This is a genomic window from Alteromonas sp. Cnat2-8 (genome assembly GCF_022348355.1).
Taxonomy (GTDB): Bacteria; Pseudomonadota; Gammaproteobacteria; order Enterobacterales; family Alteromonadaceae; genus Alteromonas; species Alteromonas macleodii.
The window spans coordinates 152,636-168,831 of sequence record NZ_JAKREX010000008.1 but is presented as its reverse complement, the minus strand read 5'-3'; the positions used below and the strand labels follow the sequence as shown (position 1 = coordinate 168,831).

Genomic DNA, 16,196 nt, shown 5'->3' with positions numbered 1-16,196 from the left:
GCCAGCGTTCAATCTGAGCCATGATCAAACTCTTCAATTAAATATATCGAAATATGAATCGTCGTTGTGACACTCTTAACGAGTGCCCACACAGATTGTCTTGTCTAAATTTTTAAAGAACATTCACCAGAAGCCGTTGCTTCTTAGTGACCCACCCTGTTCGAGTGAGGTGCGCATTTTACATCGTTTGTTTTCGATGTCAACCATGTTTTTAAACTTTTTATTTGTTTGAAAACTTGGTTTCGCACTTGTTGCTGAGTTGGCTTTGTTTTTCTCGAAGCCCCCTCAGAACGTGGAGCGCATTATAGATACCTCTTGTGAAAGATCAACACTTAAATTGGATTTTTTTGCTTTTTAAGCCACTTTTGGTGTTAACCGCTCATTTCTGCATCATTTCTAGCGACTCAATCCATCTTTAGACTAGTTTTTTCACATTTTATTGTTCAATTTGTTACAAATGAGTAAACTATATACAGCCTCCAACACCATAATAAACAATAGAAAGGTAGGTATATGAAAGTAGGCTTTATTCAATGCGCTGTTATTAGCGCTATTTTTGCAATTGCAGGTTACTTGTTATTTTCTTCTGCTAGTTTAAACGTCCATGTTCCACTGACCGTCTCAGCAGCTCTGCTGATCAGCGGTATCGTTACTCCTTGGCTAGCGTCTCTTATTCAAAGTCCATCTTCCTCAGATGCCAGAGCACATTCTAATGACGGATCAGTAGAAACTTTATATGTGGGTAATTTGCCTTATAGAGCAAACGAGAACGCAGTAAAGGAATACTTCAGTAGCTTTATTGAAGTACAGTCGGTTCGCTTAATGAAGGATCGTAAAACTGGAAAAAGAAAAGGATACGGTTTTATCGAAGTTGTAACTGACGACTTAAACAGCGTAATCGATAAAACTAACGACTCAATCTTCCAGGAACGAACCCTAAAAGTTCGCCCTGCAAAGGACAAAGTCGAACACGCATAATTTTGTGAGTACGGTTTATAGGCTATAAAAAAGCCCGGTTAGCTTTCGCTACCGGGCTTTTATATTAGTAAATAGTTAGTTATTCACTTGTCTCAGCAGATTGAGGAAGTCCATTAAGTAACGTTTGATTAAAAGCGTGAAACCTATTTATAGCAGATACAAGATCTGGCACCTGCACGTCTTTGATCTCATTAATCAACCCACCTATTAAGGTATTATAGTCTTCGTTACTTTCTAACGTACTTTCGGCATTAGCAAAAGTATCCATCATCTTTTCTAGATATTGCGCTATAGGGCTAACCACATTTCCAAACTTCGAATTATCGCTTTTGTCTTCATTGTAATGTTGGATGTTCTCATACGTCTTTAGTACTTCGGTCTGTGTTGTTCTATTTAACTGTAACGCGTAGCCAACTAACTCTTTATCGTCAAAGCCTAAACTTAACGCTTCTTCAAATGCTTTGTCGATGTCACCACTGTAAAAGGTGTCGGCGAGATCCTGAACTTGACCAACCAAATCAGCTATCGACTCTAACTCATCTTCATCAAGCTCGCCTTTCAATGAAAAGCTAATACCGCTTCGCTCATAGTATTGGTACGAAGTTTGTTGTTGGTATGACGCTGAAAAATTGTTTTCGCCTTGCTCGCCACTACCGCCTGATTGCTCCTGAGATGCCTGCGCTTGGAAATTAAGTTGTTGAGACGCTTGGAACGAGCGAAGACTCTCAAAACTAAAACTCACTTCGTCGCCATCTTTAGTTCGAATCAGCAAGCTTCCGCTTTTCTCATCCGATGCAGCTACCGCGTTTAAGGACGAAAGCGTTACAGCGTTCGGCTGCTGGCGACCAAATATGTCAGTTTCCAGATCGTTTATTCCTGTATCGATGAGATCGCGGCTTTTTGTCATCCCTTGCTCAATCTCTTCATTCATAAAACCAGCGAGGTCTTTTTCAGCCATAGCGAATCCACGGCTTACGCCTTCTCTCGCTTGGCTAAATAAGCCATTAAGCTTTTCTTCGCTGGCACCACCGTTTGCCGCACCTCTAATGACGCCACCTACGAACTTAAGTACGTTTCTGGCAACTTTTTCAAAGTCGAACAAACTGTTCGACTTATCTTCAATGGTTTTCTCTTTGGCTTCTTGTGGCTTTTGGCCATCTATAACTAACGCTTGGTTAAGACTACTACTTACCACACGTAAGCCGATGCTAGTTTGGCTACTGGAAACAGATACTGATGCCGCTTGTTGTTTAGAAAACTCAGCCGCTTGCTGCAATCCGTCTTGCTGTAACTGCTTTTTCAACATTTCGTTCGGGTGAACTGATGCCTTTTGATCTGCTTTTTGATCGACCTTCTGGTCGCCCATAAAAGCCTTAATTTGACCCACGTTCATAATTTGATCCTCACTATCCTCAATCTTATTATCGGCAAAGAATCAGTATTGTTTAATTTTAATACAGCTTTTTTACTAGTTCGTTCCTAATAATAATGCAGAAGTAGATAGAGCTTGTTGCAGTTATTTTATAAGGGACTACAATTCGCGACCTCAATATTGAATGGAGAATTTTATGACCGCGACCGAACAACAACGCTATCAAGCTCAGTTGGACGAAAAAGTAGAACGTCTTACTGCGTTACTTTCTCCGTTCAATGCGCCTGACTTAACCGTATTTCCATCGCAACCAACGCACTACCGTATGCGCGCCGAATTTAGAGTATGGCATGAAGGCGATGATTTGTTTCACATCATGTTCAACCAGGAAACAAAAGAAAAGTACCGCGTAGATAGCTTTCCTCCTGCTTGTAAAGCAATAAACGATGCTATGGCGCTGTTGCTTGAAGAAGTAAGACCAAATGAAGTGCTAAGAAAGAAGCTTTTTCAAATCGATTATCTTTCTGCACTATCTGGCGAGCTTGTCATCAGCCTTTTATACCATCGTCAACTAGATGAGAAGTGGCAAGAGGCTGCAAAAGAATTAAAGGCGAAACTCGAGGCTCACTTTCCGATAGTAAACATCATCGGCCGTGCGAGAAAACAAAAGCTTATTATCGACAACGATTTTGTTATTGAGCGCTTACCCGTTAATGGCAAAGAATTCATATTTAAGCATATCGAAAATAGCTTCACTCAGCCCAATGCCGAAGTGAACTGTAGCATGATTGAATGGGCACTAGATTGCGTAAAGCCGCTCTCTGGCGATTTACTGGAGATGTATTGCGGTGCAGGTAACTTCTCACTGCCGCTAGCGCTTCACTTCGATAATGTTGTGGGGACCGAAATAGCCAAGCCCTCTGTACAAGCTGCGCAGTTTAATATTGAACAAAATCAGCTTAATAATGTGAAGATCGTAAGACTCGCCGCTGAAGAATTCACTCAGGCTATGAAAGGTGAACGTACGTTTAGTCGCTTAGAAGGCATTGATCTAAGTACATATAATTTCACAACTGTATTGGTCGATCCACCAAGAGCTGGGTTGGATGAAGACTCGCTTAGAATGATTCAGGATTACGATAATATCGTGTATATCTCGTGTAACCCTGAAACGTTGGCGCAAAATCTTGAGCTTTTAAGTGAAACTCACGACGTTGCTCAATCAGCACTATTCGATCAATTCCCGTTTACTCATCACATTGAGGCTGGCGTTTTACTTACACGCAAAAGCTAGTTTTGGTACAAATTGACAAGGCCTTTGGAGTCACAAAGGCCTATGAAGACGTATTAAAATAAGGTGGCTTTGATTAGAGCAAACGATGTGGACTTAAAAGGCCAATCGCCACTAATTCAATTATACGCTTTTTTGCGTTGCACCTACTTGAACGAAGCGAAGCTGTGCTTTCACTCTCTCACCAATTTCGCGGCGAAGCTTATCATCAGCTTCTAGTGCTTCAGCACCTGCACTGAATACGAGCCTAACCATAGCATCAGCTTGAAGCTGCGCGCATGCGTATTCTACGCCCTGCTGTTCAATAATGTAGTCGGTCAACTCGTCGATGAAGTGTTGAATCTCTCTAAATACTGCCAACCGATAAGCCGACGACGTACCAGTATGCTCGCGTAATAATAAACGAAATACGTTTGTATTTGCCGCAATAAATTCCATGAAGGTTTCAACAGAAGTATGTATTACGCCACCTCCAGAGGCTATACGCCGCCTTGCCTGACGCATAAGCTGCCGCAATGCTAAACCGGCTTCATCCACCAGCGTTAAACCTAATTCGTCCATATCTTTGAAGTGTCGATAAAAAGACGTAGGTGCTATACCTGCCTCTCGGGCAACTTCACGCAAGCTGATTGCCGATAAGCTGCGGTTTTCATCGAGCAAAGAAAACGCAGCATGAATGATATTTTGGCGGGTTTTTAATTTCTGTTCTTGTCGACTCACATTCGCACCATAGGTTGATTAGCTCTGAACGGCTTGATGATTTTTAGCGCTTGGGGTTGAAGCCCTTACGTCATCTGTATAGCCATTAACGCAATCAAACTTCGTACATCAAAGACTAGCATGTGTAGTTTATCGCAACACACACCAGTGGGGAAAGAGAAACAGAATCATCTCTTTTATAAACAAGCATTAAGCAGAAAAAGCCACAATTAACGAGCGCTTCAGCGTAGCTTTACTATAATTAAACTTTACACATGTAAGCAGAACTAATCTGGGTTTTGCTTGCCTGAAGCCTCGTAAAACGATAAATTAGCGAACAGTTGTAAGCCAAGTTGTATAAAATGAAAAAACCTCCTCTTATCCTTACTAATGTGCTGGTATTTATTATATCTGGCGCAATTGCGTTTATTGGTGTGCCGCTATGGGTGGCGTATCAAGGCATCGATTGGGCAGAAATCGGTGCGGCTATATTTCTATTTTACTTTACCGGTATGTCTATAACTGCCGGCTACCACCGCTTATGGTCGCATAAAACTTACGACGCCAATGTGGTTGTTCGTGTGATCCTTGCGATTGGTGGCGCTATGGCGCTGCAAAATAGTATTTTGCACTGGTCGTCAGATCATCGCGTTCATCATCGTCATGTTGATGATAACGACAAAGACCCCTACTCTGCGAAGAAAGGGCTTTGGTTTGCGCATATCGGCTGGATGTTGCGTGAGTATCAGGCCAAACGTTACGATGACTACAGTAACTGTAAAGATCTTCAAAAAGATAAAGTGGTGATGTGGCAGCATAACTACTATTTGCCCATCGTGCTGGCGGCCAACTTTGGTATCACAGGTCTTCTGGGCTATTTAAATGGTGACGTATTAGGCATGATCTTGGTAGCCGGTGTACTTCGCTTGGTGCTAGTGCATCACGTAACCTTCTTTATCAATTCTCTTGCTCATTTTTGGGGTAGCCAACCTTACACCGATAAGAACACAGCACGAGATAACGGTATTCTTGCGTTTTTTACCTTTGGTGAAGGTTATCACAATTACCATCACATCTTTGAGTACGACTATCGTAATGGCATTCGCTGGTATCAGTTTGATCCTACAAAATGGCTTATTAAGGGATTATCACTGGTAGGACTGACATCCAACCTTCGCAAAGTGCCAGAAGAGCGCATCGAGAAAGCGTTAGCAGCAATGCAGCTGCAAAGAGCAAGTGAAAAAGTATCGCTACTGCCTAATGCTGAAGAAATGATGCATACCATTCAAGAAGAATACGACTTGTTAATGCAGCGCATGAGTGAATACTACGCCACGAAAAAACGTGTTATGCGCGTTAAACAACGCACCCTAAAGCGCAGTATCGAAGGGCTTGAGCTTGCATACAAGTACAAAGAGCTGAAACACGCATTTGCTGTACAGAAAGAGAAATGGACACAGTTACATAGTTTGTCATTGCAAATGGCGTAAATTAACGCCCTCTTTTATACGTTTGAACGCTAAAAACCACATAAGTGTCTGCTTATGTGGTTTTTTTTTATTCTATAGTTGGATAAGGTCGTTATACTAAAACCAGAATCATTCATTTTGTATTACGGCTAACCTAGTGGTGACATCGCATTACAAAAGTAACAACATGGGAAAGTAAGATGGCAACGAAGCAAAAAACCAAAGCCCCGTCGTATCATTACGACGCTATCGTTATTGGCACAGGTCCTGGTGGAGAAGGCGTTGCAATGCAGCTTGCCAAAGCCGGAAAAAAAGTGGCGGTTGTTGAGCGCTACGAGGCAGTGGGAGGGGGCTGTACCCATTGGGGAACCATTCCATCGAAAGCGCTTCGTCACTCAGTAAGTCGTCTTATTGAATATAACTCTTCTCCCTTGTTTGCCGACAACCACTTAAGTAAGAGTCTTACGTTTTCTGACATCATGCGCCATGCTAGCGGTGTGGTAAAAAGCCAAACTCGACTTCGCTCTTCTTTCTACGACAGAAATCGTGTGACGCTATTTCACGGCGAAGCCAGTTTCGTAGATGCGCATACGTTAGAGATAACCCGTAAAGATGGCTCTAAAGATACTGTCACTGCAGGCCAAATTGCTATTGCCACAGGGTCGCGTCCTTATTGTCCTAAAGACATCGACTTTAATCACCCGCGTATTTATAACTCAGACACTATCCTATCTTTAGATCACGATCCCAAATCAATAATTATCTATGGCGCTGGGGTCATTGGCTCTGAATATGCCAGTATTTTCAGAGGACTAGGCGTAAAAGTTGACCTCGTTAACATGCGCGATCGCTTACTGTCATTTCTTGATGACGAGATATCAGACGCACTCAGTTATCACCTGTGGAACAATGGCGTACTCATCCGGCACAATGAGGCCTATTCTTCGGTTGAAGCTACCGATGACTCGGTTATTTTAAACTTAGAGTCGGGCAAGCGTATGCGCGCAGATTGTCTCTTGTTTGCTAACGGAAGAACGGGTAATACAGATACACTTAAACTCGAGAATATTGGTTTAAAAGCCGATGGCAGAGGCCAACTCAAGGTTAACGAAAATTATCAAACTGACGTAGACAATGTATTTGCAGTCGGCGATGTCATTGGCTATCCAAGTTTAGCATCTGCGGCTTATAACCAAGGTCGCTTTGCCGCTGAAGCTATGCTTGGCATAAAAACACATTCGGCATTGGTAGAAGATATTCCGTCAGGCATATACACCATCCCAGAAATAAGTTCTGTTGGTAAAACAGAGCAAGAGCTTACTGCAGCAAAAGTGCCTTATGAAGTGGGAAGAGCTCAGTTCAAACATTTGGCCAGAGCCCAAATCGCGTCAACGCAGACAGGAAGTCTGAAAATCTTGTTTCATCGCGAAACTAAAGAAATCTTGGGCATTCATTGTTTCGGTGAACGTGCCTCCGAGATTGTTCACATCGGCCAAGCGATCATGCAGCAAAAGGGCGAAGGCAATACCATAGATTACTTCGTTAACACTACGTTTAACTATCCAACCATGGCAGAAGCTTATCGAGTTGCTGCTATTAATGGACTTAATAGAATTTTCTAACGGACACAAAAAAGCCGGCGAGATTGTCGCCGGCTTAATATGCGTTAACTAAGAAATTAGTTACGGTTCGCAGCAAGCGCGTTAAGCGAATCTTTATGTGCTACGATGTCGATGTGCATATTTTCTTGATCGAACGTCATTGTTGCAATGGCGTAGTCACCCTGACTATCGCTTGCAATGTCGATCAACTTTGCTTGTGCATCACGGAAACGAATGTTATTGCCGATTTTGTCAGACATACATTGGTTATTCATTTCGAATGTTTTCGCATCCATGCAATCGAAAAGCTGGTTATCACCAGATTCCGCATGCGCAATACCAAAGGCCGCTGATAGAGCTAGGGTTAGTACTACTTTACGCATGTTTCTTCTCCTGTGTTACAGTCTACTACTGTCACTATTAAACATACTGTATATACATAAGATAGTCAAACTGAGATCATAGTTTTGTGACAAAAGTATGACAAAGAGAAATATTTGGAGAAAAATGTGAAAGGCCACGATGCACTGGTGGTTAAAGCGAGAAATTGTAGACTGTGTGCCCCTCACCTACCGCATCAACCCAACCCCATATTTAGCACTGCACCATCAACTAAAGTGCTTATTATTGGGCAAGCACCGGGGTTGAAAGCTCATGAACGCAACATTGCGTTTGATGATCCCAGCGGAGATCGGTTACGCGATTGGTTGTCTGTCTCGAGAGAGACCTTTTATAACCCTAGCTTAATTTCGGTGCTGCCAATGGGCTTCTGCTTTCCAGGTTATAAAAATGGAGCCGATGCCCCGCCAAGAAAAGAATGTGCTCCCGCTTGGCATAATGACTTTCTTCTTCATTTAAAACCTAAAGTAACGCTTTACGTGGGACGTTACTCGCAACAGTATTATTTACCGCAACACAAAACGTTAACTGAAGCTGTACGCAGTCCGACTGAAACACATTTCGTACTGCCCCACCCGTCAGGAAGAAACAACAGGTGGCTCGCTAAAAACCCTTGGTTTGAATTAGATATCCTTCCCAAGTTGCGAGACACTGTCGAATCTGTATTAAAAGTTTAGTCGTGCTCTTCAAGAAACGCTAAAAGCGCATCGAACGGCATAGGCTTCGCGTACAAGTAGCCCTGTGCTTCGTCACATCCAAGCTTTATCATGTAACTCGCCTGCTCTCTTTTTTCTACGCCTTCGGCGATAGTCAATAAGCCTAGCTTGTTACCCAAAGTCACAATGGTCTCAGCAAGCACTGCGCTTGCACCCGGTTTAATGTCTTTGACAAAAGAACGATCGACCTTCAATCGATCTAACGGAAGCTGCTGTAGATAACTCATGGAGGAAAAGCCTGTTCCAAAGTCATCAATGGCTATTTTCACCCCAAATTCTTTTAACGAACGCAATGCATCTATTACAATTTGCGGCTCATCCATCACCACGCTTTCTGTTATTTCTAGCTCTAACAGGCTTGGGTCGCAGTTGGCGTTAGATAGTGCCTGCTTAACTTTTTCTACAAATAACCTGTCACGGAACTGCGGAATAGAGATGTTAACGGCAACTCTTAGATGGCCGTAGCCTTTTTCTTTCAATTCCTGGAGACGACGGCATGATTCTTCTAATACCCATTCACCGATATCAACGATAAGGCCTGAATACTCAGCTAGTGGCACAAATACGGCGGGAGAAATATATCCCCCTTCACCATTGGGCCAGCGTAGTAAGCCTTCCATGCCAACAACTTTTTCATTCAGTAAGTCCACTTGCGGCTGAAACCACAGTTCCAGCTTTCTTGCTGCAAAGTCACTTCGGAGTTGGCGAATCATATCTAGGCGCCAAGTCGTCTGATCTTCAATATCTTTGGCGTAATATTCGAAGTTATCTGTTAGATTTTTCTTAGCACGGTTTAACGCAATATTCGTGCGCTTTAAAATCTCAATGCCGATGTGACGTTTATTGTCTAACTTGCACAATCCAAGTGTTATATTCACCGGAAGGGTGTGATCACCTACCTGAAATGAAGATTGGAAAATGTTGTTAATGGACTTGGGGCATACCAAATCGTCAGGACCAATAAGACCAAATACATCAGCACCTATGCGGCCTTTTTTCACTATGCTGTCGAAAGAAGATTGAAAGCGATCGCTAATAGCTCGCAACAATTCGTTGCCAACTTCTTGCCCTAAACCATCATTTATATCGGAAAAGTGATTTACGTCGATAAGGGCTACGCTATAGTTTTCTCCGGCAAACAAATGAGGTTTATCGAGCATATTGATAAACTCATTGCGGTTTGGCAGACGGGTTAACCAGTCTCTGAACGCCGCATTTCTCAATTCATGGAAAAGATTAACGTTTTCGTATCCCACTGAAATACTGGATAGAAAAACCTCAAGCAAGTGCTTGTCTAGCTCACTAATCTCGTGGGTTTGTCGAACAAATACGGCAGCTTCAAAACCAGCGCGGCTGATATACAGCACAGAGCAACTGGGCTCAAAAATGTGCTTTTTAAGACGTAGGCACCGACTAATGTTTTCTTCAATTTCAAGGTTTTTAAGCGTGAACACAGGCTGGTTTATAAATTTCGCATACTCACCCGCAGCGCCAAGCACGTAAACCTCTTCGTCCTCTCGATCTAGCAAAGAACCCGCTCTCGCGCATAATAAACCTTCGGAGTCTAAACCAATAAGCGAACTGATTTGGGTAACTACACCTTCGCAAAACTCTTTCACCGAATGTTCTTCAAACAAGTTGGCTGAAGAGGTGATTATTTTTTCTAAACCAGCACGGCTTTGACTAATCGTTACAATTTGCTGATAAGAGCGTAGTGAGGAAATGATAGTAGTTAGTAATTTGGCGCGAGTAAGTTCTGTTTTGGTTTTATAGTCATTGATATCGTAAACTTTAATGACTTGCTCTTCAGGCGCGTAGCCGGGCTGGCCCGTACGTAAGATAATTCGAGGTTCTACTAACTTCATGTCCTCGCGGATGTATTTAACAACATCAAAACCCGCGTCATCAGTCTCCATAACGACATCAAGTAAAATTATGGCAATGCTGTTGCCATATTCGTGCAGCATTTCTTTGGCTTGTTTTGCTGAATAAGCGTGGATGAAGTTTAATTTGCGATCGTTTACGATGAGATCAGATAGCGCGAGACGCGTTACGGTGTGAATCTCTTCATCGTCATCGACAATAAGAATGTTCCAGTCTTTGCCCAATAAGGTTTGCTCTTCAACTGAACCATCATCATCTAAAAAAATTAATTCGTCGTTATCGTAATCCATTGCCGACATTACCGCTCATTTCCTCGATACAAACAAAACAAGAATGCGCTACTCATTGTATTAAGGCAACGATTACATTGATAAATGGGTTACGCAATGCAATAGTGCTCTCATGTTACATTCGATCATTTAAGCATTTATGAAGATTACATCCCAGCACTTTTCCCCTGAGGTAAAAAAACCACAGGAAACGGAAGAGAAGACTGTAAAGGTGACAGCCGAATCGCCTGCGGCTGAAAAAGCGACCAGCAACGCAGTGAAAACCGATGCTAGTCGCCAACGCATGCTTTCCTGGTTTGCCAGAGTGGGTATAAGCCCCTCTATGATGTCCCCTGATCCTAAAAAGCAAAAGCATGCACTAGAAAGAAGAAAACAAATATTAGAAACCCAAAAAGCGAGCAATCTTCAAGCTGTATTAAATATAGCATTAAATGTGACGATCAACGAACAAACTAGTGATAATCTTGATCCCGACTGGTTTTTCGCATTTAGTACCATGGCTGAGGAAATTTACAGCCCGCCCATGCAGGAATTATGGGGAAAGATTTTTGCCGTTGAGGTGGCTCGCCCGGGCAGTTTTTCCCTTCGTACATTGCAGCTATTAAAGACGCTAACGCATAGGGATGCACAAGTATTCAATAAGGCTGTGAATGTTGCGAGTAGAAGAAATAACGATGCGGTCCCGCGTATTCTTGTGGGGTATCACAAACGCAAAGGCTTGCTTTCACTATTGAGACGCCCTGTTCCTGAGCAAATTAACTTAGCCAACGTAGGGTTGAGTTACCCTGATCTGTTGTCTTTGCAAGAGATGAAGTTGATTTATACCAGCGAAATTGAAAGCGCCGAATACGATGAAGGTCAGCAAGTAACCTGGCGATGCGTAAATGAAAATATTTCATTAACCAGTAAAACGTCGGGGGTTGCTTTGGTGTATTACAAGTTCACTTCGGTCGGCAGTGAGCTGTATAAATTAGTGACTAAGTCGCCTAATGAAGTGTATTTAACCAGCATTAAGTCGGTGTTAGGCGAGGTATTTAACGTAAGTTAAATACCGTCACCAAACTCGTGCAATCCACACTCACGTTTCAAACCAAAGAAGCGCGTGTCTTGCTCACTCATTCCTTCTTGGAGCGACTGCGTGGTATGCCAATCACCGATGGATACATACCCTTGCTCCCAAAGCGGATGATAAGACAAGTCGTTATCTTTCAGGTAGTAATGTAAGTCTTTGTTGCTCCAATCAATGATCGGGTAAAGTTTAAACTGCTGCCCTACTTTTTGTAGAACTGGAAGCTTTCCCCTGGTATCTGATTGGCTTCTACGCAAACCTGCAAACCACGTACCTGCTTTCAGGTCACGTAAGGCGCGCTGCATTGGCTCAACTTTGTTCATCTTATTGTATTTCTCAATACCTTCGATGCCTTGTTCCCAAAGTCTGCCAAAGCGCGCTTCCTGCCACGCAGAAGACATCTCTGCGCTGTACACATGCAAATTTAAATTGAGCTTTTCTACAATTTCATCAATAAACTTATATGTCTCAGGAAAAAGATAGCCTGTGTCGGTAAGCACAACAGGAATATCCGGTTGTGCTTGGGTAAGCATATGCAGCATAACCGCCGATTGTGCTCCAAAGCTTGAAGACACAATATGAGTATCAGGCAAGTTGTCCAGCGCCCAAGCTACTCGCTCCTGCGCTGTCATTTTCTCTAACGTTTCATTGATATCAGCAAGGGCTTCCTTACTGATATCAAGCGTTAGTGGTTGCTGCTTAATCGCTGTATTATTCGTCATAGAAATCCCGTGCGGAGTCTACTACTGGTTTTACAACACCAGCGCGAACAACATAATCACCAAAGGCTTCACCCGCTTCACGATCTTTGGCCCACTGGCCAAACAGTGAATCTAGTTCTGCCATGATTTCCTGTTCGCTTATGTTTTCTCGATACATACGTGGAATACGTGTACCTTCTCGGTTTCCACCCAAATGCAAATTGTATTTGCCTGGGCCCTTACCTACTAAGCCAACCTCAGACAACATCGCGCGACCACAGCCATTCGGGCAGCCTGTTACACGGAAGATTACGCTGTCTTCTTCCAATCCGTGTTTGGCAAGCAAACCTTCTAATTCCGTAACGGCATCTGGCAAGTAGCGCTCAGCTTCTGCCATGGCTAACGGACAGGTTGGCAATGCAACACAGGCCATTGAGTCAAGTCGCTGGTTAGAAATCGATGGCGCTATTAAGCCATGTTCGCGGGCTAATGCTTCAATTTTGTCTTTGTCTTGCGGCGCTACACCGGCAATGATCAAATTCTGGTTTGCCGTTAAGCGGAAATCACCTTTGTGGATCTTCGCAATTTCGGCACAGCCTGTTTTTAGCGTTTTACCTGGGTAATCTAAAATACGGCCATTCTCAATAAATACGGTCAGGTGATATTTGCCGTCAATACCTTCAACCCAGCCAAAGCGATCGCCACGTCCCGTAAATTCATACGCACGGCTGTCTTGGAAAGTCACGCCTGCGCGTTTTTCAACTTCAGCCTTAAAGTTGTCTACCCCAACACGCTCTAACGTATATTTGGTTTTCGCGTTCTTACGATTAACACGGTTCCCCCAATCACGCTGAGTTGTTACAACCGCTGCGGCAACGTCTAGCGTGTTTTCAAGCGGAATAAATCCGAAATCAGAGGCTTTACGCGGGTACGTGCTCTTGTCGCCGTGAGTCATTGCAAGACCACCACCGACAAGTACGTTAAAGCCAACTAGCTGTCCATTTTCAGCAATCGCAACAAAGTTAAGATCATTCGCGTGAACATCTACATCGTTTTGCGGAGGAATCACCACCGTCGTTTTAAACTTACGCGGTAAATAGTTATCACCCAAAATAGGCTCTACAGGCTTTTCAGTCGTTTCGACTTTTTCACCGTCTAACCAAATTTCAGCATACGCGCGGGTTTTAGGTAGTAAGTGTTCACTTATTTTCTTCGCCCATTCAAATGCCTGAAGGTGAAGCTCAGATTCAACCGGATTTGACGTACATAGTACGTTTCGGTTTACATCGCCTGCCGTAGCAATAGAGTCAATGCCTACCTTGTTTAGCATTTGGTGCATGGACTTAATCTTAGGCTTTAACACACCGTGAAACTGGAAAGTTTGACGGGTTGTTAAACGAATGCTGCCGTACATGGTGTGATCGGCTGCAAACTTATCAATCGCTAACCATTGGTCAGGCGTAATAACACCACCAGGTAAACGGGCACGCAACATCACATTGTGAAGCGGCTCAAGTTTCTGCTTTGCACGCTCAGCGCGAATATCACGATCGTCTTGTTGGTACATACCGTGAAAGCGAATAAGCTGGAAATTATCAGCGGTGAAACCACCAGTAAGATCATCTTTAAGATCGGTAGTGATGGTGCCACGCAAATTATTACTTTCACGCTTTAAACGCTCGTTGTCAGCCAGTTTGCCCTCAACGATAAATGGTGATTTTTCGTTACTCATTAATAGACATCCTTCTGATAACGTTTCGCTTTACGTAACTCTACAACATAGGCTTTTGCATCGGCTTCAGATTTACCGCCGTGCTCTTGCACAATACTAATTAGGGCGTTCTCTACATCTTTCGCCATATGCATTGCATCGCCACACACATAGAAGTGTGCGCCCTGCTCTAGCCATTCATACACCTCTTTACCGTTTTCTAGTAAACGGTGCTGAACATATACTTTTTCTTCTTGGTCACGAGAAAATGCCAGCGTAATTTTGTCTAGCAGGCCTTCTTTAACGTAGCCTTGCCATTCCACTTGATATAGAAAATCTTGCGTGAAATGTGGGTTGCCAAAGAACAACCAGTTTTTGCCTTCTGCGCCTTGTACGTCACGCTCTTGCATGAACGATCTAAACGGTGCAATACCCGTACCCGGGCCGACCATGATCACTGGCGTATTTGGATCAGCGGGCAAACGGAAGTTATCGTTACTTTCTACGAACACTTCTACGTCGCCATTTTCTTCTAGATATTCACACAAAAAGCCAGATGCGCCGCCTTGATGACGATGTCCAAACGCTTCATAGTCAACGTGAGCTACGGTTAAATGTACTTCTTCTTCCACTTCGGCTTGGCTTGATGCTATCGAGTACAAGCGAGGCGTTAGCGGTCGTAAAGCATCTACAAGCTGCTGTTCAGACAACTTACCCGGATGGTCGCGCACAATATCAATAATTTGACGTTCGGCCATGTAGGTACGCAGCTGCGCTTTATCTTCCATCAATGTAGCCAATGATTCAGAGCCTGTCGCCTCTTGATATGACTTAATGAAATTAGGGTAACTTAAGGTTAATTCAAGCTTCGACGTTAATGCTTCGGTGAGTGACATGGTCGCGTCAGCCACAGACACTTCTGTATTGCCGTTTAGTGATAAGATACTAATAAGCTCCGACACTAGAGATGCTGCATTTTTAAACCATACACCAAGCGCATCACCTGGCTTATAGGTAATTCCGCTATCTTCAAGGCTTATTTCAATATGGCGTATATCTTTAACAGAATCACGACCTGTGATTTTTTGTGCGTCAATTAAGGTCGCTTTAAACGGCGCTTTCTTGGTGTAAGTTTGCGCTGCTACACCCTGCACTGCCGCGCCAGTTTGCGCCGCTACCGCTGCTTGCGGAGCTGCACTAAAATCGTCTTTTAGCGAGTCGATGAGCTTGCTCAGCCATGCTTCGGCTTCCGCTTCATAATCAACGTCGCAGTCCAGACGCTCTACAATAGCTTTACCGCCAAGCTTACCTAAGCGTTCATCAAAGTCTTTACCCGTTTGGCAGAAAAACTCGTAACTACTGTCACCTAAACCCAAAACTGCGTATTTGGTATCAGCAAGCTTCGGGGCTTTTTTGCCAGCCAAGAATTCATGTAGCTCAATAGCATCGTCTGGTGCATCACCTTCACCATGGGTACTAACAAATACCGCAACGTGAGTTTCTGCTTTCAAGTTACGTGGCTTGTAATCTGCCATGCTAACCAGCTTGCTATTAAAGCCCGCTTCTTCTGCTTTCGCTTGACACTGCGCTGCAACACCTTTTGCATTACCGGTTTGTGAACCGTACAAAATAGTAAGCGTTGGCGCGTCACCCGCTACTGCAGGAGTGCCTTGCATCATTGGTGCAACCGAACCACCTTGTGCAGCAGCCATGCCCGCAGCATAACCACTTACCCAAGTAAGTTGATCACGATTTAAGCCTGCAATGGCTTGCGTTATTGCATTCCACTGCTGTTCGTTTAATACCGCGCCTGGCGCTGAGTTCGAATTAGAATCTTGTGACATAGTCTTTTAGCCTTTTATCAATGGCGCTAAGGCTAACGGCTTTCTTCAAGAAGAGAAAAGAATAAATGAAACTTTTTTATTACTGAAAGTGCTAATGACTGTGCGAATAGGTAATAACACAATTGAATTTGGGCGAGAAGCAACAAAAAAGGGCGAGGCTGCAATCGCAGCC

At 43.5% G+C, this 16,196-nt stretch carries 13 protein-coding genes; 6 read left to right on the top strand and 7 right to left on the bottom strand.

Features of this window, described 5'->3' with window-relative positions; genetic code table 11:
• Positions 1–513: 513 nt before the first annotated feature.
• Positions 514–978: an RNA-binding protein gene (locus MHN00_RS19810; protein WP_014950707.1), complete on the top strand. Its 465-nt coding sequence runs from the start codon at positions 514–516 to the stop codon at positions 976–978.
• Between the two features lie 79 nt (positions 979–1,057).
• Here MHN00_RS19810 and MHN00_RS19805 read toward each other — a convergent pair whose 3' ends face one another.
• On the bottom strand, positions 1,058–2,371 hold the full coding sequence (locus MHN00_RS19805; RefSeq protein ID WP_239302155.1) for a DUF5610 domain-containing protein: 1,314 nt from the start codon (positions 2,369–2,371) through the stop codon (positions 1,058–1,060).
• A 175-nt stretch (positions 2,372–2,546) separates the two neighbouring features.
• On the opposite strand from MHN00_RS19805, the gene trmA reads away from it, so the two are divergent.
• A complete protein-coding gene (trmA, locus tag MHN00_RS19800) occupies positions 2,547–3,644 on the top strand; it encodes a tRNA (uridine(54)-C5)-methyltransferase TrmA (protein WP_239302154.1) in 1,098 nt (365 codons plus the stop codon).
• Between the two features lie 120 nt (positions 3,645–3,764).
• Here trmA and fabR read toward each other — a convergent pair whose 3' ends face one another.
• Positions 3,765–4,361 carry an HTH-type transcriptional repressor FabR gene (gene fabR, locus MHN00_RS19795; RefSeq protein WP_014977408.1) on the bottom strand — a complete coding sequence of 199 codons (597 nt, stop codon included), beginning with the start codon at positions 4,359–4,361 and terminating at the stop codon, positions 3,765–3,767.
• Between the two features lie 341 nt (positions 4,362–4,702).
• Here fabR and MHN00_RS19790 point away from each other — a divergent pair, with 341 nt between their 5' ends.
• Positions 4,703–5,830, top strand: a complete 1,128-nt coding sequence (locus MHN00_RS19790) for a fatty acid desaturase (protein ID WP_014950711.1) — start codon at positions 4,703–4,705, stop codon at positions 5,828–5,830.
• Between the two features lie 179 nt (positions 5,831–6,009).
• Positions 6,010–7,431 (top strand): Si-specific NAD(P)(+) transhydrogenase, encoded by a 1,422-nt coding sequence (sthA, locus tag MHN00_RS19785; protein WP_014950712.1) that lies wholly within the window; start codon positions 6,010–6,012, stop codon positions 7,429–7,431.
• A gap of 56 nt (positions 7,432–7,487) precedes the next feature.
• On the opposite strand, the gene MHN00_RS19780 is transcribed toward sthA, so the two are convergent.
• A complete protein-coding gene (locus tag MHN00_RS19780; RefSeq protein ID WP_014950713.1) occupies positions 7,488–7,793 on the bottom strand; it encodes a hypothetical protein in 306 nt (101 codons plus the stop codon).
• Between the two features lie 114 nt (positions 7,794–7,907).
• Here MHN00_RS19780 and MHN00_RS19775 point away from each other — a divergent pair, with 114 nt between their 5' ends.
• On the top strand, positions 7,908–8,486 hold the full coding sequence (locus tag MHN00_RS19775; RefSeq protein ID WP_239302153.1) for a uracil-DNA glycosylase family protein: 579 nt from the start codon (positions 7,908–7,910) through the stop codon (positions 8,484–8,486).
• Here the strand turns inward: MHN00_RS19775 and MHN00_RS19770 are convergent.
• Positions 8,483–10,708: an EAL domain-containing protein gene (locus MHN00_RS19770; protein ID WP_014950715.1), complete on the bottom strand. Its 2,226-nt coding sequence runs from the start codon at positions 10,706–10,708 to the stop codon at positions 8,483–8,485. The two genes, MHN00_RS19775 and MHN00_RS19770, sit on opposite strands and share 4 nt — an antisense overlap.
• A gap of 202 nt (positions 10,709–10,910) precedes the next feature.
• Here MHN00_RS19770 and MHN00_RS19765 point away from each other — a divergent pair, with 202 nt between their 5' ends.
• Positions 10,911–11,747 (top strand): TIGR03899 family protein, encoded by an 837-nt coding sequence (locus MHN00_RS19765; protein WP_239302152.1) that lies wholly within the window; start codon positions 10,911–10,913, stop codon positions 11,745–11,747.
• Here the strand turns inward: MHN00_RS19765 and MHN00_RS19760 are convergent.
• From MHN00_RS19760 to MHN00_RS19750, 3 genes are read right to left on the bottom strand one after another with little or no spacing between them, the layout of a single operon-like run.
• Positions 11,744–12,490, bottom strand: a complete 747-nt coding sequence (locus MHN00_RS19760) for a phosphoadenylyl-sulfate reductase (RefSeq protein WP_239302151.1) — start codon at positions 12,488–12,490, stop codon at positions 11,744–11,746. The genes MHN00_RS19765 and MHN00_RS19760 overlap by 4 nt on opposite strands.
• Positions 12,480–14,201: an assimilatory sulfite reductase (NADPH) hemoprotein subunit gene (cysI, locus tag MHN00_RS19755; protein ID WP_039227383.1), complete on the bottom strand. Its 1,722-nt coding sequence runs from the start codon at positions 14,199–14,201 to the stop codon at positions 12,480–12,482. Before cysI ends, MHN00_RS19760 begins: the two co-directional genes overlap by 11 nt.
• Positions 14,201–16,024 (bottom strand): assimilatory sulfite reductase (NADPH) flavoprotein subunit, encoded by a 1,824-nt coding sequence (locus tag MHN00_RS19750; protein WP_014950719.1) that lies wholly within the window; start codon positions 16,022–16,024, stop codon positions 14,201–14,203. The genes cysI and MHN00_RS19750 overlap by 1 nt, the downstream gene beginning before the upstream one ends.
• Positions 16,025–16,196 lie beyond the last annotated feature (172 nt).